General features: G+C 71.3%; 17 protein-coding genes and 2 tRNA genes. 10 read left to right on the top strand and 9 right to left on the bottom strand.

Going from position 1 to position 19,406, the window contains the following annotated elements:
• Positions 1–1,228, bottom strand: a 1,228-nt coding sequence (locus tag ACIWVC_RS29545) for an MFS transporter (protein WP_396454842.1), incomplete at its 3' end; no start/stop codon positions are given.
• A gap of 89 nt (positions 1,229–1,317) precedes the next feature.
• Here ACIWVC_RS29545 and ACIWVC_RS29540 point away from each other — a divergent pair.
• The gene (locus ACIWVC_RS29540) at positions 1,318–1,935 is read left to right on the top strand and encodes an alpha-ketoglutarate-dependent dioxygenase AlkB (protein WP_396445583.1); all 618 of its coding nucleotides are present in this window, start codon (positions 1,318–1,320) and stop codon (positions 1,933–1,935) included.
• An 88-nt stretch (positions 1,936–2,023) separates the two neighbouring features.
• Positions 2,024–2,635, top strand: coding sequence for a glyoxalase (locus ACIWVC_RS29535; protein ID WP_396445582.1), 612 nt, complete (start codon positions 2,024–2,026; stop codon positions 2,633–2,635).
• A gap of 15 nt (positions 2,636–2,650) precedes the next feature.
• Here ACIWVC_RS29535 and ACIWVC_RS29530 read toward each other — a convergent pair whose 3' ends face one another.
• Positions 2,651–3,535 carry a LysR family transcriptional regulator gene (locus ACIWVC_RS29530; RefSeq protein ID WP_396445581.1) on the bottom strand — a complete coding sequence of 295 codons (885 nt, stop codon included), beginning with the start codon at positions 3,533–3,535 and terminating at the stop codon, positions 2,651–2,653.
• A gap of 72 nt (positions 3,536–3,607) precedes the next feature.
• Between ACIWVC_RS29530 and ACIWVC_RS29525 the strand changes: the two genes are divergently transcribed.
• Both ACIWVC_RS29525 and ACIWVC_RS29520 read left to right on the top strand, forming a co-directional pair.
• Positions 3,608–4,009, top strand: coding sequence for an SDR family NAD(P)-dependent oxidoreductase (locus tag ACIWVC_RS29525; RefSeq protein WP_396445580.1), 402 nt, complete (start codon positions 3,608–3,610; stop codon positions 4,007–4,009).
• Positions 4,006–4,689, top strand: a complete 684-nt coding sequence (locus ACIWVC_RS29520; protein WP_396454841.1) for a maleylpyruvate isomerase family mycothiol-dependent enzyme — start codon at positions 4,006–4,008, stop codon at positions 4,687–4,689. Before ACIWVC_RS29525 ends, ACIWVC_RS29520 begins: the two co-directional genes overlap by 4 nt.
• Positions 4,690–5,181: 492 nt before the next feature.
• On the opposite strand, the gene ACIWVC_RS29515 is transcribed toward ACIWVC_RS29520, so the two are convergent.
• On the bottom strand, positions 5,182–5,394 hold the full coding sequence (locus ACIWVC_RS29515; RefSeq protein WP_396445578.1) for a DUF397 domain-containing protein: 213 nt from the start codon (positions 5,392–5,394) through the stop codon (positions 5,182–5,184).
• A 255-nt stretch (positions 5,395–5,649) separates the two neighbouring features.
• Positions 5,650–6,522, bottom strand: coding sequence for a helix-turn-helix domain-containing protein (locus tag ACIWVC_RS29510; RefSeq protein WP_396445577.1), 873 nt, complete (start codon positions 6,520–6,522; stop codon positions 5,650–5,652).
• An 883-nt stretch (positions 6,523–7,405) separates the two neighbouring features.
• Between ACIWVC_RS29510 and ACIWVC_RS29505 the strand changes: the two genes are divergently transcribed.
• Positions 7,406–9,250 (top strand): cyclic nucleotide-binding domain-containing protein, encoded by a 1,845-nt coding sequence (locus tag ACIWVC_RS29505; RefSeq protein ID WP_396454840.1) that lies wholly within the window; start codon positions 7,406–7,408, stop codon positions 9,248–9,250.
• A 201-nt stretch (positions 9,251–9,451) separates the two neighbouring features.
• Here ACIWVC_RS29505 and ACIWVC_RS29500 read toward each other — a convergent pair whose 3' ends face one another.
• Entirely contained in the window at positions 9,452–10,783 is a 1,332-nt protein-coding gene (locus tag ACIWVC_RS29500; protein WP_396445575.1) for a sensor histidine kinase, read from the bottom strand.
• A 214-nt stretch (positions 10,784–10,997) separates the two neighbouring features.
• Here ACIWVC_RS29500 and ACIWVC_RS29495 point away from each other — a divergent pair, with 214 nt between their 5' ends.
• Positions 10,998–11,885, top strand: coding sequence for a LysR family transcriptional regulator (locus ACIWVC_RS29495; RefSeq protein ID WP_396454839.1), 888 nt, complete (start codon positions 10,998–11,000; stop codon positions 11,883–11,885).
• A gap of 32 nt (positions 11,886–11,917) precedes the next feature.
• On the opposite strand, the gene ACIWVC_RS29490 is transcribed toward ACIWVC_RS29495, so the two are convergent.
• The 3 genes from ACIWVC_RS29490 to ACIWVC_RS29480 form a co-directional block, all read right to left on the bottom strand.
• Entirely contained in the window at positions 11,918–12,877 is a 960-nt protein-coding gene (locus tag ACIWVC_RS29490) for a glycerophosphodiester phosphodiesterase (RefSeq protein ID WP_396454838.1), read from the bottom strand.
• A 164-nt stretch (positions 12,878–13,041) separates the two neighbouring features.
• The gene (locus ACIWVC_RS29485) at positions 13,042–14,688 is read right to left on the bottom strand and encodes an adenylate/guanylate cyclase domain-containing protein (protein ID WP_396445572.1); all 1,647 of its coding nucleotides are present in this window, start codon (positions 14,686–14,688) and stop codon (positions 13,042–13,044) included.
• Positions 14,689–14,737: 49 nt separating this feature from the next.
• On the bottom strand, positions 14,738–16,153 hold the full coding sequence (locus tag ACIWVC_RS29480; protein ID WP_396454837.1) for an amino acid permease: 1,416 nt from the start codon (positions 16,151–16,153) through the stop codon (positions 14,738–14,740).
• A 231-nt stretch (positions 16,154–16,384) separates the two neighbouring features.
• On the opposite strand from ACIWVC_RS29480, the gene ACIWVC_RS29475 reads away from it, so the two are divergent.
• Together ACIWVC_RS29475 and ACIWVC_RS29470 are read left to right on the top strand one after the other, a co-directional pair.
• Positions 16,385–16,462, top strand: a tRNA-Asp gene (locus tag ACIWVC_RS29475).
• A 17-nt stretch (positions 16,463–16,479) separates the two neighbouring features.
• Positions 16,480–16,553, top strand: a tRNA-Phe gene (locus tag ACIWVC_RS29470).
• Positions 16,554–16,618: 65 nt separating this feature from the next.
• On the opposite strand, the gene ACIWVC_RS29465 is transcribed toward ACIWVC_RS29470, so the two are convergent.
• The gene (locus ACIWVC_RS29465) at positions 16,619–16,942 is read right to left on the bottom strand and encodes a tyrosine-type recombinase/integrase (RefSeq protein ID WP_396454836.1); all 324 of its coding nucleotides are present in this window, start codon (positions 16,940–16,942) and stop codon (positions 16,619–16,621) included.
• A gap of 778 nt (positions 16,943–17,720) precedes the next feature.
• Here ACIWVC_RS29465 and ACIWVC_RS29460 point away from each other — a divergent pair.
• Together ACIWVC_RS29460 and ACIWVC_RS29455 are read left to right on the top strand one after the other, a co-directional pair.
• Complete coding sequence (locus ACIWVC_RS29460; protein ID WP_396445569.1) at positions 17,721–18,329, top strand: hypothetical protein; 609 nt, start codon at positions 17,721–17,723, stop codon at positions 18,327–18,329.
• Positions 18,330–18,580: 251 nt separating this feature from the next.
• Positions 18,581–19,309: a spermidine synthase gene (locus tag ACIWVC_RS29455; protein ID WP_396445568.1), complete on the top strand. Its 729-nt coding sequence runs from the start codon at positions 18,581–18,583 to the stop codon at positions 19,307–19,309.
• Positions 19,310–19,406: the final 97 nt, after the last annotated feature.

The raw sequence follows: 19,406 nt of genomic DNA, 5'->3' as shown, positions 1-19,406 counted from the left end.
CCCCGTCCCCGGTTCCGTGACCTCGCGCCGCGCCCGCGACATCCGTCCTCGCGGCACCCGTCCCCGCAGCGCCCGTCCCCGCGGCGCCCGTCCCCGCGGCGCCCGTCCCCGCGGCGCCCGGGCCGATCGAGCGGCGGCGGCCGGGGCGGTGCAGGAGAACGGAGGTCAACAAGAACGCGACCGCGCCGACCGGCATCGCCGCGCCCGTCAGCGCCACCAGGCCCGGGACGGCCGGTTGCGCCACCCCCCACGACGAGCCGAAGAACGCGAACCAGCGCGGCCGATCCGGCTCGGGCGCGATGTCGGCGATCAGAGCCTGCCAGCGTCCCTGCAGGACGCTGTCGGCGGCCGCCCATGCCAGATACGCCGCCACCGTGAGCGGCACGGGCCTCCCGGCGGCGAGCACGGCCGCGAGGACGCCGAGCACCGCGCACCCGATGGCGAGGACGTGCTCGTGCCGGCAGGCGTTCAAGCGGCGTCGCCCGAGGTATCCGGTCAGCGGCGCGAGCACGGCGGCGCCGGTCAGGGTCAGGCCGGGCAGCCACGGCGGCGCACCGCGCTGAAGCAGGACGAGCGGCATGAACATCAGCACGGCCAGGTAGCCGCACCCGAACGCGGTGCCCGCGGCGGTCAGCCGGAGCAGCCGCCGGGGCGGCCGCCACCGGACGCTCCGCGCAGCCCTCCGCACCGGCGGATCGCGGGCCAGGAAGAGCACCGCCACGCCGGCCGCGAGCAGGCATGTCAGCCCGTCCACGACCGCCAGCCAGCGCGGCCCGAGCGGCAGCAGCACGGCGGCGAGCAGGCCGCCGATCGCCCCCACCGCCACCGCCAGCGTGCCGAGCAGCCCGTACAGGTCGCTGCGCCGCCCACCGACCCGGGCCAGCGACTCCTGGGTCGCGGGCTCGTAGATCTCGAACGCCAGGCCGACCAGCGCGACCGCCGCCAGGAACTGACCGTCGCCGCGCGCAGCGGCGAGGAGCAGCAGGGCCGCCCCCGTCGAGGCCAGGCCGAGGACGATGAGGGTGCGCGGCGCGAACCTGTCGAGCAGGAGGCCGCCGATCCAGCGCGAGACCAGCGCGGCCAGCCCGAAGACCGCCAGCGCCGCCGCGGCGAGGCGGGGGCCGGCGAGCACGGCGAGGAACGACATCACGTAGGCGCCGAGCTGGTTGATCAGCCGGACGCCGATGAGCGCCTTCGCCGCGCGCGGCAGATCTCGCATCACGAGCATCACGGGGGAGGTTACGGTTCGCCACCGACAGAACACGGCGCCCGATCATGATCGAACACATGTTTGAGCGAAACGGGTACAGTGGCGGCATGTTCCAAGGGTCGCTGCTGGACGACACCGACGAGGGCGGCCCGCGCCCGCTGGCGTCGGCGCGGCGGACGCACCTGTCTCGCGGCGCCTGGGTGGACGTCCTCCCGGGCTGGATCCCCGGCGCGGACGCCCTGTTCGAGCGGCTCCTCACGTCCGTCCCGTGGCGGGCCGAGAGGCGGCGCATGTACGAGCGGGTCGTGGACGTACCGCGCCTGCTGGCCTTCTACGACGAGGGCGCGCCGCTCCCCGACCCCGTCCTGGACGAGGCGAAGGCGGCGCTCGACGAGCACTACGCCGGCGAACTGGGTGAGCCGTTCCGCACCGCCGGCCTCTGCCTGTACCGGGACGGACGCGACAGCGTGGCGTGGCACGGCGACACCATCGGGCGCGGCGCCACGCACGACACGATGGTGGCGATCCTGTCGGTCGGCACGCCGCGCACTCTCGCGCTGCGGCCGCGCGGCGGCGGGCGGACGATCCGCTACGAGCTGGGCCACGGCGACCTCATCGTGATGGGCGGCAGCTGCCAGCGGACGTGGGAGCACGCCATCCCGAAGAGCGCCCGCGTGACCGGCCCCCGCATCAGCATCCAGTTCCGGCCGCGCGGCGTCCGCTGACCACCGCCGCCGCGCCTTGAGGAACAGGTGACCTGACCGGTCAGGAATCGAGAAGCACCGGGTTCCCGGGGCGGCCTAGCGTGACCGCATGGCTTCCGTCGAATACGTGACCCTCGAAGTCGGCGACCCCGAGTCCGCCGAGCGCTTCTACACCACCGCCTTCGATCTGGGCTCGCAGGTGCGCCTCAAGGCGTCGGACGCGCCGACGTCCGGCTTCCGCGGGTTCACCATGTCGCTCATCGCGTCCCAGCCCGCCGATGTCAACGCCCTCATGGACGCCGCCGTCGACGCGGGCGCCAAGGCGGTGAAACCGGCCGCGAAGTCCCTGTGGGGTTACGGCGGCGTCGTGCAGGCGCCGGACGGGACGGTCTGGACGGTCGCGTCCTCGTCGAAGAAGGACACCGGCCCGGCCTCCCGCAGGATCGACGCCATCGTGCTCCAGCTGGGAGTCTCGGACGTGGCCGCGAGCAAGCAGTTCTACGTCGGCCAGGGCCTGACCGTGGCGAAGAGCTACGGCCGCAGGTACGTCGAGTTCGCCGGCGAGTCGAGCCCCGTCAAGCTGGCGCTCCTCAAGCGCCGCGCCCTCGCGAAGGCCGCCGGCGTCGATCCCGAGGGCACCGGGTCGCACCGGCTCCTCATCGGCGGCGACGCCGGATCCTTCACCGACCCCGACGGTTTCGTCTGGACCGGCTCCGAGTGACACCCGGCCGCCCCATCACGAGCCCGATCGGGCCGTGTCGCGGAGGTCCCGGATTACGCTGCGGTGGTCGTCGGCCCGCCACGCCACGGCCAGCTTGCACGGGGACAGGCCCGTCACCGGTATGGCCGTGATTCCGGGACGCCGGTAGATGGCGGCGTTGCCGGACGCCATCAGCACCACACCGCTGCCGTCTTCCACGGCGGCGAACGTCTCGTCGGCGTTCGACACGGTCGCCCCCACCCGGACGGGCTTGTCGCCACGGTCCTCCAGGGCGAGCCAGAAGTCGCGCAAGGGACCGGCCTCTTCGGGCAGGGCGAGGAACGGTTCGTCCAGGAGTTCCTCGAACGCGATGCTGTCGCGTCCGGCCAGCGGATGGTCGTCCCTGAGCGCGACCCAGCGCGCCTCCTCCGCGACGACCTGGACGTTGAACGCTTCCTGGCGCGGGATGGGCAGCCACACGAACGCCACATCGACGTCGCCTTCCGCCAGGCCGGCGGTGGGGTCGTCCCAGTTGACCTGGCGGAAACGGATGCTCCACGTGGGACGGCGTTCAGTGAAACGCTCCCGCATGTCGGCCAGGAGCCCGCGTCCGACACTGGTCGAAAGCCCCACCGTCAGGACCGCCGCCTCGTTCGCCGCCGCGTCGCTCACCGCGCGCTGCGCCTCGTCCCACGCGCGGAGCATGTCGCGCGCCGCGGGGAGCAGCGCGCGCCCCGCGGCCGTGAGCGCGACCGTGCGCCGGTCGCGGTCGAACAGCCGCACCCGCAGCTGCTCCTCGAGCTGCTTGATCTGCTTGCTCAGCGCGGGCTGCGACACGAAGAGCCGCTCGGCGGCCCGGGTGAAGGAGAGTTCCTCGGCGACCGCCGCGAAGTACCGCAGATCCCGCAGATGCGCGTCCATAGCCGATGGTAATCACGCCCGGTATTGGACGCGCGGCCGTTCACGGCGTGATCATTTCGGTGAGGGGGACGCATGACGGTCACGCTGGTCACCGGAGCGAACCGCGGCATCGGCCGCGAAGTGTGCAGGCAGCTCGCGGCCCGCGGCCACGACGTCCTGCTCGCCGCGCGCTCGGCCGAGGAAGGCCGGACCTACTACCCGACCGGCCCGGAATCCCTGCTGCCCGCCGAGCAGGTCGCGGTACTGGCGGACGTCCTGGGCCGCGACCTGCGCTTCGAGGCCCAGCCCGACGACGAGGCCCGCGCCGAGATGAGCGAGCAGATGCCCGTCGAGTACGTCGACGCGTTCTTCGACTTCTACGTGAACGGCTCGCTGGACGAATCCGTCGTCCGCTCCACCGTCCAGGACGTCACCGGCGCACCTCCGCGCACCTTCCGCCAGTGGGCCGAGGCCCACGCCGCCGACTTCGCATGACCGCGCTCGCCGAGATCACCGCCGCGACCCGGTCCTTCCTGGCGACCGCGTCGCGGCTCGGCGACGCCGGCGTCCGCGCGCCGTCCCTCCTCCCCGGCTGGACGCGCGGGCACGTCCTCACCCACGTCGCCCGCAACGCCGACGGCGGCACCCGCCTCCTCACCTGGGCCCGCACCGGCGTCGAGTCCTACGAGTACCCGAGCCTGGAGGCCCGCGCCGCCGAGATAGAGGCCGGCGCGGGCCGTCCCGCCCGCACGCTCCTGGACGACGTCCGCCAGTCCGCCGACCGGTTCGCCGAAGCCTTCGCCCTCATGCCGGACGACGCATGGCGGCGGACCGTCCAGTGGACCACGGGCGCCCGCCACCCCGCCGCCCGCGCCGCCGACGCCCGCCTCACCGAAGTCCTCATCCACCACGTCGACCTGGACGCGGGCTTCACCCCCGACGACTGGCCCGCCGACTTCGTCAGCCGCGAGCTGGCCGCCGTCACCGGCTCCTTCGCCCGCCGCGACGACGCCCCGGACCTCCGCCTGCACGCCACCGACACCGGCGAAGAGCACGGCACGGGCGACCGCCTGGTGACCGGCCCAGCCCCGTCCCTCCTGGCCTGGCTCCTCGGCCGCTCGTCCGGCACCGCCCTGACCGGCACCGAAGGAATCACGATCCCTTTCCTCTTCTGAAAGGTCACCGGCGCCACGGCCCGGTCGACCGAGCATTCCCCGCACCCCGCTCGCCAGCGGCCCGGCACGCCCACGCCTCAAGGGATTTCAGCCGGACGTTGCCTTTTCGGACGAGCCCGAGCAGGCAGTGGACGCTCAGGAGCAGGGCAGCAGGGCAGCAGAAGGAACGACACCTTGAAAACGTTGACGGGGACATCCCCGGTGGGAATCTCCTCTTGGGGCCGCCGCTTTGGGTCCCCCCCGGCGCCACCTGCTTTGGGGCTTGGTGGGGTGGAGGGCGCTTGTGGCAGGTGGCGGGCCGGGGGCGCGGCTTCCGAGGAGCGTCGCCTAGCGGGGGCGGATCACCGGGGGGCGGCAGCGGCGGTGTCCGGCGTGAGAGGTCAGCTCAGGCGGCGCGGGGGCGGCGAGTTGTCAGAGATCGCCGGTAAAGGGGGCTGGGAGCGGCAATGGTCAATAAATTCTCAGCGGAGACCGGAAAATGAGTCACGTGACTCAGCCCAAGTCCAGGTCGCCGTCCCGGACGGCGTCCACGAACGCATTCCACTGCGCGGGGGCGAGGGTGATGACTCCGGCGGAGGGATCGCGCGAATCGCGGACCAGTACCGCCGGGCCGTGCGCCGCCACCTCGACGCAGTTGCTATCGCTTGCGCTCGCGCTGCTCTTCCGCCAGTTCAGCGCGGCTCCGCGAGTCGACCGGTAGACCATCCAGCAACCTCCGTCCATTGCCGGCGGGTGCCGTCTCGCCAACCGATCGGCCGAGAACACCCGCCGGGCGAGCACCGAGCAGGGCACGACAAACCACGACCTTGTGGATAATTTCCCGATCACGAGTGTAAACGGTTCTAGTTATCCCGCCTACAAGGGACCACAAGATCACGCTGCGTGTTATGACGGCCACTCGCCTTGTCGGATGCCCGCTGCGGCCTTCACCTCCGGTCGGGTCGAGTTGCGGTTGCTGAGTCAGGCCATGAGGTCTTCGGCCGCCTGCCGCATCAGCGCGATCGATTCCTCGGCCGACAGCGCCTGTTCCAGGAGGAGTTCGAATGTGTCGCGATATTCGATGACCTTGTCGTCCTCGCCGCTGATCATCACGCTGGCGCCGGACCGCCCCTCCAGGTAGAGGACGTCGGCGAGGTCGCCGTCGAACTCCAGGATGCTGAACGGCCCCTCCAGCCCGAGGTGCGCGCCCGCGCTGAACGGGATGACCCGCACCGTCAGCAGGTCGTCGCGCTCGGCGGCGTCGGCGATGTGGTTGAGCTGGGCCGGCATGATCGCGGGGTCGATCTTGATGCCGACATGGCGGCGGATGACCGCCTCGTCGATGATGTAGTGCTGTCTGGGCGGGTTCTCCCGCTTGGCGAGCTCCTGCTGCCGCTGGATGCGCAGTTTCGCCGCGAGCACCCGCGCCGTCTCGGACGCCTTGCCGGTCGACAGCACCTCGGCGTACTCCGGCGTCTGGATGAGCCCCGGCACCACCGTGCCGTGGAACTGGCGGATGAAGGCCGCGCCGGCGCAGTACCCGACGTAGTTGAGGAAGCTGGGGTCGAGCTCACCGCGGTAGGCGTTCCACCAGGCGGGTTCCCGCGCGCCTCGCGCCAGCGCCTGCAGCCGCTCCTGCCGTCCCTCCGACGTGACGTCGTACACGCGCAGCAGCGCCTGCAGGTCGGTCCGGGTGATGGCGTTCTTGCCGCCCTCGACCCGGATCAGCTTGGACGGGGACCACTCAAGCTGCCGCGCGACCTGCTCCTGCGTCAGCTTCTTCTCCTTGCGCAGCCGGACGAGCTCCGAGCGCAGCAGCGCACTCTGGACTATAGGTCCCTGGTCACTGGACATCGTATTCGCTCACTCTAAGTAGTTAATGTCACCAGCCTGGATGCTACATGGCAGAGCGGGACCCGGCATCCCGCTTGCCACCAGAGCGCTACATTTCTCGGTCATGCGATCTTCGCTCCACGCGCCAGACCCCGTCATATCGCCCAAAACTCGCCTCGGAAGCGAGCAGACTGCTGCATGCCTCACCGTCGTCTGCTAATCTGCTACCTAGCACATTACAACATAGTCTCCTGCAACGGGACGCGGTGCCACATCCGGCAAGCCGACGATCTCAACGCAGGGTGAGGACCCGGGCGGGGACGGCGTGCCCCCCGGCCGGGTGCTCGCCACCGGCGGACCCGGGCCCGCGGGGGCTTGGCGAGGGGAACGGGAACGCGCACCACGGGGACGGGGCACCGCCGCCACGGAGGACGAACGAACGAGGCACGCACGAACGGGGAGGCCGGCAAGGAACACGAACCATCACGGGCCGCGAACGAAGCAGAGTCGCCCACCGCCTTCGGCCGATCACCGGTTGGCAGCCAAGAGGACCGGCGGAAAGCGGAGAGCGACTCCCGGAGTCGCACGAAAGCGCGCCGGCGGGTCTACCGCAGACACTCTGCGCAAACGCAGAAAGATCCAGGCTGACCTGCCAAAACGTTTTCTGCGGACTCACCCAGTCTAACCGCGATCACGCGGTACGGGCTATAGGTGATGCGACTTCGGCCCCCGCGGCGGACGCCGGACGACCCCGGGCGCCGCTCGCGGAACCGAAGCCGCAATTCGAGGCATGGGGTCCTGACATGTCAAGACAGCAGTTTCATCCCCCGACCTTTGACGTCCACCCCACCGGTTCAGCCCCCACTGACCCCGTCCGGTCGTCGAGCGAGAGGCGGGTGTGCTGATGGACGAACACGCCCGCCGGCACGACCCGGACCAGATCGGCCGCCAGGAGACGCACGCCGTCCGCCCCCGGCCGCCGCACGACGACGACCCGCCCCGGAACGCGGGCCTCGCGAACGCGCACGCGGCGCCCGCGGCGGCCGCAGCGCCCGCGGCGCCCACCGGGCCGCGGGGCGGGGCGGCCAGGCGGCCGGGGTTCTGGCCCGCCCTCACCACCATCGAACGCGCCGAGTTCCTCGCGACCGCGGAGGAGGTCGGCTACCCGGCCGGCGCGGTGCTGTGGGAGGAGGGCCAGGCCGCCGACCACACCATCGTGATCAAGTCCGGCTCGGTGCGGGTCTGCGTGGTGCGGGACGGGCGCGAGCGGATCATCGCCTTCCGCGGCCCCGGCGACATCATCGGCGAGCGCGCCGCGCTGATGCTGCGCCGCCGCTCGGCGACCATCGTCGCGATGGAGCCGCTGCACGCGCTGCGCCTGACCACGCAGCAGTTCGTCACCTACCTGAGCAACCACCCGCGCGTGGTCGCCGTCCTGGAACGCGAGATGTACGAGCGGCTCACCGAGCAGTCGGGTTCCATGCAGGACGCGGGGACCGGCGGGACGGGGCCGTACGGGAACCCGTACTCGTACGGGCCCGCCGTCCACAACGGCTCGCATCAGGCGTATGCGATGGCGTACGTACCGATTCCTCCGGTCTGGCCTTACGCCCCGTACGCGGCCCCGGTACCGGCCCCGGCCCAGTACGCGGCGGCCGACCCGTACGCGACATCGGGCACATACGGGACGTCCGCTCCCTACCTGGCGGCCGGCTCGGACGCGGCGCCCGGCCCGTACCCGGCGTCCACGCCCTACCCGGTGGACAGCCCGTACGCGACGCCCACCCCGTACCCGGCGGACGGCCCGTACGCGGCGTCCGGTGCGCACGCCACCGCACACCCGCACCGCGCCGCCGGCCGGGCCCGCGCGACCGTCCCGCCGACCGCCGCCGGCGAGCCCGGCGCCGTCCACGCGAGCACGCACGGCGTGCCCCGCCCGCGCCGCGCGACCGCCCGGCGCCGTGCGGCCGCCCCGCACGGTGCGGCCGACCCGCGGGCGGCGACCACCCGGAGCGCGGCGACCACCCCGCCGCCCATCGGCGGGCGGACGCGTATGGAGGAGGCGTACGACGCGTCCTGGCGGCCGGAGCCCGCGGCGGCCGTTCGCGTCCCGTCCCACGCGCCGCCGACGCAGCCGATGGCCATCGCCAGGCCGTCGTGGGCCGGGCAGAACTGCACCGTCGTGTTCACCGACATCGCCGGTTTCAGCTCGCGCGTCCGCGACGAGACCGACCGGATCGAGGTGCGCCGGGTCATGTACGCGGCCCTGCGGGAGTCCTTCCAGGAGTCCGGGGTGCCATGGGACGCCTGCCACAGCGAGGACCGCGGCGACGGCGCGCTGATCGTCGTCCCGCCCGAGATCCCCACCGCCGCCGTCGTCGACCCCATGATCGCCGCGCTCGGGATGCGGCTGCGGCGGCACAACCACCGGTCGAGCGCGGCGGTCCGCGTCCAGCTCAGGGTCGCGCTGGACGTCGGCCCGGTGATGCCCGACCCGCCCGGCATGTCCGGCTGGACGATCATCAACGCGGCGCGGCTCCTCGACGCCGCCCCGCTCAAGGAGAGGCTCGCCGCGACGGGCGCCGACCTCGGCGTCATCGCGTCGAGGTTCGTCTACGACTCCGTCATCGCCCACGGCCCCGGCTACGTGAACGCCGCCGAGTACGAGCCCATCGGCTGCAGGGTGAAGGAAACGGACATCGAAGGCTGGATCCACCTGCGCGGCCTGCCCGCCCGATCCGCCCTCTGACCCGCGCAAGCCGCGCCGCCCGGCCCGTCCCCCGCACGGGCCCGCCCACTGACCTGACCGCCGACCCCGCGCGCACCGATGCCGCGGGGTTTTCGCATCCCCGCTCCCGGTCCGCCGCCGGCGGGCTTCACCGCCCCCCCCCGCAGGATCGGCAGCCCGCTCGAGGCCGCTCGGGTCGTCCCGTTCGCCGCGTGGAGGGCGTCAGGAACAGGGGTCGGGGCGGTCCGGCGGGTTCTTGGGGAGGCGCAGGACGAACCGGGCGCCGCGCTCGCTGTCCTCGATCGTGAGGCTTCCGCCGTGCAGCCGCGCGATCTCACGGGCGATGGGCAGGCCGAGGCCGGTGCCGCCGGGGTCGCGCGCCTTGCTGGCCTCCAGCCGGGCGAACCGCTGGAAGACGAGGTCGCGGTGCTCCTCGGCGATGCCCGCCCCGTCGTCCTGCACCTCCAGGACGGCCTCGCCTTCCGTCCGCCGGACCGTGACGTCGACCCGCGAGTCGGCGTGCCGTTCGGCGTTGTCCAGCAGGTTCGTGAAGAGGCGGACGAGCCGGAGCCGGTCGCCGCGCACCGTGACGCCCTCCTGGAGATGCGGGACGATCTGCTTCGTCCGGTCCGACCTCGCCACCTCGATGGTGACGAGCGCGCCGAGGTCGACCGTCTCGACGTCCTTCCAGGCCGCGGCGTCCAGGCGGGCGAGCTGCAGCAGGTCCGTCACGATCGCCTGGAGCCGCTCCAGGCTCTGCAGGACGCCGCGCGCCGTCCGCGGCCAGTCGACCTCGTCGGGGAACAGGAGCGCCTCCTCGATCTGCGTGCGCGCCGCGGCGATCGGGCTGCGCAGGTCGTGGGACGCGTCGGAGGTGAAGGCGCGCTGCCGCTCCAGGGCGCTGTCGAGGCGGTCGAGCGTCGCGTTCGCGGCCTCCGCGAGCCGCCGGATCTCGTCCTGGCTCTCCGGCACCGTGACGCGCCGGCCCGACTGCTGCGCGGTGATCTCCGCCAGCTCCGCGCGGATCGCGTCCACCGGGGCGAGGGTCTGGTCGACCGTCCCCCAGGCGCGCAGGCAGGCCAGCAGGATCACCAGCAGCGAGATGCTGACCAGCGCCATGATCAGGCCGGGGCTGACATACCAGGGGACGGTCGGGGCGGCGGCGTAGACGAGCCAGTCGCCGCCGGGCTGGTAGACGCGGAAGCCGATCACCCACGCGCAGCCGTGCAGGTCCCCCGACGAGCACACGTCCCGGGTCGAGTACACCTGCATCTGCGACGGGAGGAAGCGGGCGATCGGCGGGCCGTCCAGCGTCGGCCCCGGCGTGCCCGCGATCACCGTCCGGTTCTTGTCCATGACCTGGACGATCACGCCGTCCGGCGCGTCCAGGTCGCCGCGCACCGGGCCGCGCCGCATCTCGTAGCTGACGCGGAGCGCCGCGGCCGTCGCCTGCCCGCGTTTGGCGTCGATTTCTGAGCCGCGCACCTCCACGAGGATCAGCGCGGCCACGATGGCGCAGATCACCGCGGTGACCATTCCGGCAATCACGGTCATCCGCACCCTTATGGACCATGTATGCCGTCCGAACACCCGACCTCCCGCAGGTGAGGTATTCACCTCCCAGCCTGGAATCAGTCCTCTGAACTGCAGCGACGCACCCAAGAAGGACAAAAGAAATGGTTGCCGAGGGCTGCGCCGCCGGCCGTGTCCCGGGCCGTTCGGGCAGAAGCCACGGCGCTGGACGGAGTCGCGGCTAGCATGGCCGGTTATGGAGCTGCGCCAGCTTGAGTACTTCGTCGCGGTCACCGAAGAGGCGAGCTTCACCAAGGCCGCCGCGCGGCTGCACGTCGCTCAGCCGGGCGTCAGCGCCCAGATCCGGCAGCTGGAGCGGGAGCTGGGCCAGCCGCTGCTGGACCGCTCCGGGCGCACGGTCCGGCTCACCGAGGTCGGCGCCGCCGTCCTGCCCTACGCGCGGGCGGCGCTCGCGGCCGTCGAGGGCGCGCGGCGGTCGGTGGACGAGCTGACCGGGCTGCTGCGCGGGCACGTCACGGTCGGCACCATCGACTGGATCCGGTCGCTCGACCTCCCCGGCATGATCGCCGAATTCCACCGGGACCACCCGGATGTGGAGATCACCGTCATCCAGGAGGACACCGACACCCTGACCGACGGGCTCCGCACCGGACGCGTCGACCTCGCGTTCCTCAGCCTCGGCGCCGAACCGCCCGACGGCATCGCGACCAGGGTCGTCATCGAGCAGGACCTCTACGCCGCCGTCAGCACCGGCCACCGCCTGGCGCGGCGATCGAGCATCGCGCTGCGGGCGCTCGGCGGCGAGTCGCTGATCTGCCTGCCGAAGGGGACCGGGCTGCGGGCCGTCCTGGACGCCGCGTTCGCGGACGCCGGGCTGCGCCCGCGCATCGCGTTCGAGGCCGGCGAACCGCCCGTGATCGCGCAGATCGCCGCGCACGGCCTCGGCGTCGCCGTCCTGCCGGAGTCCGCCGCCCGCGCCCAGCCGGACGCGCTGCACGCCATGCCGATCGTCAAGCCCCGGCTGAGCGGCCGCATCGCCCTCGCCTGGCGTGCCGAGGGACCGCGCAGCCCGGCGGCGCGGGCGCTGACCGCCCGCGCCCGCCGGCTGCTCCCCCGCCCCTGACCGACCACCGCAGCGGAGGCGGTCCGGGGTTGTCAGGCGGCTTGGGACGGGTTCGTCCTGGACGCCTGCAGGACGCTGCGCAGCACGTCCGGTTCGTTGGTGATGATCCCGTCCACGCCGAGGCGGACGGCCTTCTCCATGTCGCCGCGGTCGTTGAGCGTCCAGGTGAGCACGTCCATCCGGGACGCGTGCACCTTCTGGACATACGACGCGGTCAGGTCGCTGAACGTCGGGTTGATCTGATCGGCGTACCCGGCGAGTTCCGGCAGGTCGCCGGCCTTCGGGGTGCCGATCAGGCCGGTCGGCACCTTGGGCAGGACGGAGTGGAAGCGGCGGACGGAATCCCAGTCGAACGACTGGACGACGAGGCGCCGCTCGGCCGGGTCGTACCGGAGCCAGGACGGCGAGCGCTTCAGCGCCGCGGCGATGCGCTCCTCGATGCCCGGATACAGCGCCGGGCTCTTGATCTCCAGCAGCATGCCGAGGCCGACGCCGCGCATCGCGGCCAGCACCTGGGGCAGCGTCGGCACGCGCTCGCCCTTGTACTTCGCCGCGAACCACGACCCCGCGTCCAGCTTCTGGATCTCGGCGAGGGTGAAGTCGGCGACCTTCCAGGGTTTGCGGTCGGGGTAGACGTCCTCCACGTCGGTCGTCCTGGCGAGCGTGGTGTCGTGCATGACGACGAGCTCGTGGTCCTTGGTCTCCTGGACGTCCAGCTCGAACATGTCCGCATGCTCGGCCTTGGCCAGCTTGAACGCGGCGAGCGTGTTCTCCGGCGCGTACGCGGAAGCGCCGCGGTGCGCGACGTCCACGATCCGGGCGTGCAGCGCGGTCCCGGCGCGGGGACGGGGAGCGGGCGCCCCCGACTCCGCGGCGGGCCGCGGGGACGTGGCCGGGCCGGGGCCGGTATCGGCGGCGGCCACCGTCGCCGGGACTACGAGCGCCGTGGCGGCCGTGACGGCGAGAACCGCGAGACGATTCCGTCGGTGCATCTGTCACCTCATCGGGAGCCGGGGCTGTCCGCCCCGACCCTCGGGCCGTCCGGTGACACCGGAGCTACGGGCCGGCAGCAGACCGTGTACATCCGGCGACGATACGCATCCGGCCCGGTCTGGACGGGGAGGACACGGCGCCTTCCGGAAGATCGCCCGCGCCGCTACTCCGGGTCGTCCGACTTGTCCGGCATGCGCGCGCTCTTGGCGGCCTTGGAGAGGATCAGCGCGCCGAGCAGCAGCCGCCGGCTCCGCCGCAGCGGCCGCGGGAACCGCAGCCGGACCCGCTCGATCTCGATCCCGCCCTCGGCCTCCGGCGCGCGCCGCGGCGTGCCGAGCCGGGTCGGGCGGCTCCGGCCGCGCAGCGTCACCGACCGGCCGACGTCCCACTCGTCCGACTCGGCCAGATGCGCCAGGTCCAGGACGGCCGCGGAGGCGAGCACCCGCCCGTCCTCCTCCTTCGCCAGGTCGCTGAGCCGCGCCGCCTCGTTCACCGGGTCGCCGATCACCGTGTACTCGAACCGCTCCTCCGCGCCGATGTACCCGGCGACGACCGGGCCCGCGGACACGCCGATCCCCGCGTCCAGCGTCGGCACCTCGGCGCGCAGCCGCACCGCCAGCTCGCGGGCCGCGCCGAGCGCCCCGCCGGCCGAGTCCTCCAGCTGCGTCGGCGCACCGAAGATCGCCAGCGCCGCGTCCCCCTCGAACTTGTTGATCCAGCCGCCGTGCTTCGCGACGACCGTCACCACGACGCCGAAGAACCTGTTGAGCAGCCCGACGACCTCGTCCGGGCTCCGCGTGTCGGCGAGCCTCGTCGAACCGGTCAGGTCCACGAACAGCACCGCCACCTCGCGGGTCTCGCCGCCGAGCGTGATCGCGCCGCGCTCCAGCGCCAGGTCGGCGACCTCCTCGCCGACATGCCGCCCGAACAGGTCGCGCAGCCGCTCGTTCTCGCGCAGCCCGGCGACCATGTGGTTGAACCCGGCCTGCAGCTGCCCGACCTCGCTCGCGTCGTACACCGCGACCTCGGCGCCCAGATCGCCCCGCTCGACCTGCGCCATCCCCTTCCGGACGGCCTTGATCGGATCGGCGATCGCCCGTGTGGCCATATAGATGACGTAGACCCCGGCGAGGATCGCCACGCCGCCGAGCCCGAGGATCGTGATCGCGAGCTGCCGGACGTTGATGTCGGGCGCGGCGAGCGCGGCGATGGCGACGCAGATCAGCCCGAACACCGGGATCGCCGTGCCGAGCGCCCACGCGAGCATCACCCGCGTCGTCACCCCGGGCAGGCGGAACTTCTTCGGACGCTCCGTCCGCAGCACCAGCGCCGCCGCCGGGCGCAGCAGCCGCTCCGACAGCAGGTACACGATCGTGCAGGTCGTGGCCGCGCCGAGGAAGCACGTCAGCCCGGTCTTCACGGCGAGCCGCCCGGTGAACAGCGCCAGGTCGAGCACCGCCCAGCCCAGCGCGCCCACCGTCCACAGGGCGCCGACGAGCATCGTCAACCGGAGCGGCCCCAGCAGGACGGCCCGCCGCTGCTGCCGGTCGGGGACTCCCCCGTCCCGGACGAACATGACGACGGGCCGCCACAGCCACAGCCCCGTGAGCAGCGCCACCGGAGTGGCCACCACCGGATAGCTGAAGAACGCCGCCGCGTTCACCATGCGGACGTAGTCGCGGTCCTCCAGCGGCGGATCCGGCAGGACGAACGTCGCGAACAGCAGCACGACCAGCGAACCGACGAGGTTCGCCACCCCCACCACGACCAGCAGAACCCAGCGCACACGGATCTCTAGGCTGCTGGTCACGCCTGCCTCCGGGGGGATGGAACCGCTACACGGGATCATCCCACGGAGGTCAGACGCCGGCGCTCTCCACCGCCACCTCCGCCCCGGCCCCCAGCGAGTTGCGCCGGACGAACGGCCAGCCGACCAGGATGAGCGCCGCCCACGCGGCCATCGCGTACAGCGCGACCCGCGTATCGGCCTCCCACGCGATCGTCACCGTGACGAACGCGAAGAACGCCAGCACCGCCCAGCCGCTGTAAGGCGCCCACGGCATCCTGTAGAGCGACTTGTTCAGCAGCCCCGCCGCCGCCTTCCGCCGGTAGATCATGTGGGCGACGAGGATGACCGTCCACACCATCAACGCGCCGCCGGTCGACACCGAGGTGATGTACTCGAACGCCTTGTCCGGGACGACCGCGTTCACCACCACCCCGATGCCCATGACGAGCGCCGAGATGGTCACCGTCAGCACCGGCACACCGCGCCCGTTCAGCCGCCCGAGCACCTTCGGCCCGTCGCCGTTGACGCCCGTCGTCCGGAGCATCCTGGACGTCGAGTACAGCCCGCCCGCGTTGCAGGACGACAGGGCCGCGGTCAGCACCACGAAGTTGACGATGTCGCCCCCGCCCGGAATGCCGATCTTGTCGAACGCCAGCACGAACGGGCTGGCCCCGCCCTTGAACGCCGTCCACGGCACCACCGCGAGGATGACCAGCAGCGACCCGAGGTAGAACAGCGCGAACCGCAGCGGCAGCGCGTTGATCGCCCGCGGGATGTTCCGCTCCGGATCCTTGGCCTCGCTGGCGGTGACGCCCACCAGCTCGACGCCCAGGTAGGCGAACATGACCATCTGCAGCGTCATGATCGTGGCGCCGTACCCCTCGGGGAACACGCCGCCGTGCTCCCACAGGTTGGCCGGGGTCGCCGTGTCCCCCGCGTCGCCGAACCCGAAGACCAGCACCCCGAGCCCCACGAGGATCATCGTCACGATCGCCGCGATCTTGATCATCGCGAACCAGAACTCCAGCTCCCCGAAGAGCCTCACCGAGATCAGGTTCACCGCGAACAGCACGAGCAGCGCCACCAGCGCCGTCTGCCACTGCTCGACCCCCGGCCACCACTTCTGGATGTACTTGCCGGCCGCGGTCAGCTCCGCCATGCCGGTCGTCACCCAGATGATCCAGTACGTCCAGGTCGTGGCGTATCCCCAGAACGGCCCGAGGAACTCCCGGGCATACCCGGCGAACCCGCCCTCCGTCCGGCGGTACGTCAGCAGCTCACCGAGCGCCCGCATGACGAAGAACAGCGCCAGCCCCGCGACGGCGTACGTCAGGATCAGGCTCGGCCCCGCCTTGGCGATGTTCTCCCCGGCGCCGAGGAACAACCCGGTCCCGATCGTCCCGCCGATCGCGAGCATCTGGATCTGCCGCGTCCCGAGCCCTCTCTGGTAGCCGTCGGCGCTCTGGTCTGGGAGCTTTGCGACCACGCCGGACCCCCCTCCTATGCAACCCTCTGGTCACGCGCAGTCACGCAACCCGGACACACTAGACCACCGTCACCGACCAGTACCTCTCCGTGACGCTCTATCCCCTGCCACCACGCGGGTTAACGAGTTGGCGCGCTCCTCGGGCATCGCGTATGCTCTCGGACGTGCCAAACGCCGGGGGTCCCCGCCGGTCAAGACACCCCTCCGAAGCCGTTAAGCTCGGAGCAGCAAGGTCCTGTGGAGCAGTTAGGAGTGCTCGCCACCCTGTCAAGGTGGAGGCCGCGGGTTCAAATCCCGTCAGGACCGCCAGACGCACCACGCGTCCTGGGCAGGTAGCTCAGTCGGTACGAGCGTCCGCCTGAAAAGCGGAAGGTCGGCGGTTCGACCCCGCCCCTGCCCACCTCGTATGACCAGCCAAAAGGCCCGGAACCTGATCAGGTTCCGGGCCTTTTGACAGCAACGGCCTCAGCCGAGCACATTCCCCAGCTTCCGAAGTGCCGCCCGCTTCTCGTCGACGGCCGCGTGAGCGTAAATCGTCATCGTGACCTTGATGTCGCTGTGGCCGACGATGTCGCGGACGATGTGCGGCGGGACGCCGAGGTCCATGAGCAGCGAGACGCAGGTGTGCCGTTTGTCGTGGAAGCGCATGGACTCCAGGCCGGCGGCCGCGCGAACACGGCCCCACCTACGACGAAGGTTGTCTGGCTCCATCGGCGTCCCGCGCCGGGACGGAAGACGATAGTCCTCCCAGTTGTCCCAGGCGTCAGCCCGTTCGGCCGCCTGCTTCACTTTGTGCTCGCACAGAGCCGTGATGCGGCCGCGCCCGGCTCTGCGATCCGGGCATGCGGCCTGTTCCGTCCGGTCCCGTCTCGCGCCGCCGGGCACGGCCGCCCTACGCTCAGCGTCGGCACAATGACCTTCACTAGCGGCTCGGGAGACGTACCGGGTGACTGGCAGGGATGATCCCCGACCGGGTTGGATTAACCGGCTCGTGGCGGAGTTGGGCACGTTGTTGCAGGAACAAGTCGAACTAGTGACTCCCATGAACGAGTGTCTGCACGACGAGGGGTTGGGCTTCTCCTGCAGTATCCGCAGTTCGCCCCCTCAAGGCAACGGCTTCCAGTTGTGCTGGGACGGAATCCTGGGGATGCAACTCATCGATAGGAAGCCTGACATTCGCGCTTCGCTCTTCCTTTACAGCAGGAATCAGCGACTCGGACTCATGGCTGATAGGAAAGGCAGCTTCTTGGAGATCGTTTACGAGGGTTCGCTGGAACATGGTGGGCAGTGGGGAACCCCCGCGTGGCTTCGGGACGATTTTGGCGAGTACCTCACGTACGAGTCGTACGGCAGCGGCAAGTAGGTTGAGCGTGCGCGAAGCGGGGGTCTCGCGACCCCCAGCCCCCGCGACCCGGAGCACTCATTCGCGCGAGACGCCCTGTCACACCCGCCCGCCGTTCGCACGTCACTGCCATCAACAGCGCCCGACCAGCGGCAGAAGAGTGCGCCGAATTACGAACCTCTTACGCGATCGGACGGGGTGACATGGCGGTCCTACGATCAGCGCGTGTCGACCATTCGAAGCACGGTTCTGGCAACTGCAACGCCCCTCGTGCTGGCCGCGGCGGGCATGGTGCACCCTGGAGGGCTGTCCAGGGCAACCGCCACCGGCTGGGCGAACCTGCACATCGTGCTGCTACCGGTCTTTCCGTTGCTGCCGGTCGGGCTGCTGATCGTCCTGTGGCACCGGCCCCACCGTGATCTGCCGGGACTGGCCACCGTGGTGGCCTGGATCGCTGCCTTCACCTACGCCGCCTTCTACACCGGACTCGACGCGGTCGCCGGCATCGCGGCGGGAACGACAGTCGAGCACGCTCCCCGGGAAGCGGACCTGCAAGCGCTGAAAATGCCGCTCTATGACACGGCCGACGTACTCGGACGCATCGGGGTCTCCGCCCTCATCATCGCGATCGTGGCCACCGCGGTGGCGCTACTTCCCCGGCACGGCATCCGGGTCCTTCCCGGCACAGCCGTGCTCCTGATCTCTGGCTGGTCCTTCATCGACAGCCACATCTTCTGGCCGCGGGGCGTGTACACCATGCTGGGGCTGGCGTTGGGCTTCGCCCTCCTGAACTGGGCATCCCGGACGAGCGCGTCGCAATCTCCGAAGATCTGAGCAGGAACGGCCGGCCTCTCGCGTGCTGGGGGCGGCCGCGACGACGGCGACGACCGCCCCGGGGACTGGCTGAACCACCGGTTTGCGGCGACATCAGCCGTCGTTTTGGCCTGCGGTGCCGTCCCTGGCTTCGCGAGAGGGTAGCGTCAGCGGCTCCCGGACCTGACCAGGGCCGTTCCGGGGTCGTGACCGCGCGGCGACTCGGACGTCCATGGAATTCGCCGGTGCGGCAGAGGGGAACGGAGGGGTGTGTGAGCGCGCGTTTCGAGGAGATCGACTGGCGTCAGACGGCCAAGGGGGCCATCAGCCTGCGGCGTCGGCGAGACCCGGCTTCGGGCACCGAGGTCTACGAGGTCAAGCTCGACGATGACTTCCTCATGTCCAGCCAGTTCACGGCGGGAGAGATCGCGCTGGCGCGGCTCGGCCTGGAGCCGCTGCCGGACACCGACCTCGACGTGGTCGTGGGCGGGCTCGGCCTCGGGTACACCGCCCACGCCGTGCTGGAAGACCCGCGTGTGCGCTCGCTCACCGTCGTGGAAGCGCTCGACGAAGTCATCGAATGGCACCAACGGCATCTGGTGCCCCTGGGCGCGGACCTGACGTCTGATCCTCGTTGCCGCCTCCTCCGGGCAGATTTCTTCTCCCTCGCCACCGATCCCCAGGGCTTCGATCCGGGCATTCCGGGACGGCGTTTCCACGCCATCGTCGTTGACATCGACCACTCGCCGCGCCATGTGCTCGACCCGGCTCACGCGCCTTTCTACGAGCCCGGTGGCCTGCGCGAGTTCACCGGCCGTCTCCACCCCGGCGGCGTGTTCGCCCTATGGTCCAACGACCCGCCGGACGAGCGCTTCAACGCCGTACTCGCCCAGGTGTTCTACGAGTCGCAAGCACACATCGTCGAATTCCATAACCCCTTCCAAGAACGGGTCGCGACCAACACCGTCTACGTCGCAAGGACACAAGCGACCCAGGCGTAACGCACAACCGATCTGCGGCCGGGTACTGATCGGCAGCGCGTACTCGGTAGATGCCAAGGTTGGAAGCCTGGATGAGCACCTGAAACGCTTCCTCAAG

It is taken from the genome of Actinomadura sp., assembly GCF_044508335.1.
Classification (GTDB): domain Bacteria; phylum Actinomycetota; class Actinomycetes; order Streptosporangiales; family Streptosporangiaceae; genus Spirillospora.
This window is presented reverse-complemented; position numbering and strand designations above follow the sequence as displayed.

What these genes read in the sequence shown, in the direction of transcription:
- ACIWVC_RS29505 (WP_396454840.1), top strand. Translation starts at nt 7,406, where the DNA reads ATGGACGAACACGCCCGCCGGCACGACCCGGACCAGATCGGCCGCCAG.
- ACIWVC_RS29540 (WP_396445583.1), top strand. Translation starts at nt 1,318, where the DNA reads ATGTTCCAAGGGTCGCTGCTGGACGACACCGACGAGGGCGGCCCGCGC.
- ACIWVC_RS29495 (WP_396454839.1), top strand. Translation starts at nt 10,998, where the DNA reads ATGGAGCTGCGCCAGCTTGAGTACTTCGTCGCGGTCACCGAAGAGGCG.
- ACIWVC_RS29525 (WP_396445580.1), top strand. Translation starts at nt 3,608, where the DNA reads ATGACGGTCACGCTGGTCACCGGAGCGAACCGCGGCATCGGCCGCGAA.
- ACIWVC_RS29510 (WP_396445577.1), bottom strand. Translation starts at nt 6,522, where the DNA reads ATGTCCAGTGACCAGGGACCTATAGTCCAGAGTGCGCTGCTGCGCTCG.
- ACIWVC_RS29515 (WP_396445578.1), bottom strand. Translation starts at nt 5,394, where the DNA reads ATGGTCTACCGGTCGACTCGCGGAGCCGCGCTGAACTGGCGGAAGAGC.
- ACIWVC_RS29520 (WP_396454841.1), top strand. Translation starts at nt 4,006, where the DNA reads ATGACCGCGCTCGCCGAGATCACCGCCGCGACCCGGTCCTTCCTGGCG.
- ACIWVC_RS29490 (WP_396454838.1), bottom strand. Translation starts at nt 12,877, where the DNA reads ATGCACCGACGGAATCGTCTCGCGGTTCTCGCCGTCACGGCCGCCACG.
- ACIWVC_RS29530 (WP_396445581.1), bottom strand. Translation starts at nt 3,535, where the DNA reads ATGGACGCGCATCTGCGGGATCTGCGGTACTTCGCGGCGGTCGCCGAG.
- ACIWVC_RS29500 (WP_396445575.1), bottom strand. Translation starts at nt 10,783, where the DNA reads ATGACCGTGATTGCCGGAATGGTCACCGCGGTGATCTGCGCCATCGTG.
- ACIWVC_RS29535 (WP_396445582.1), top strand. Translation starts at nt 2,024, where the DNA reads ATGGCTTCCGTCGAATACGTGACCCTCGAAGTCGGCGACCCCGAGTCC.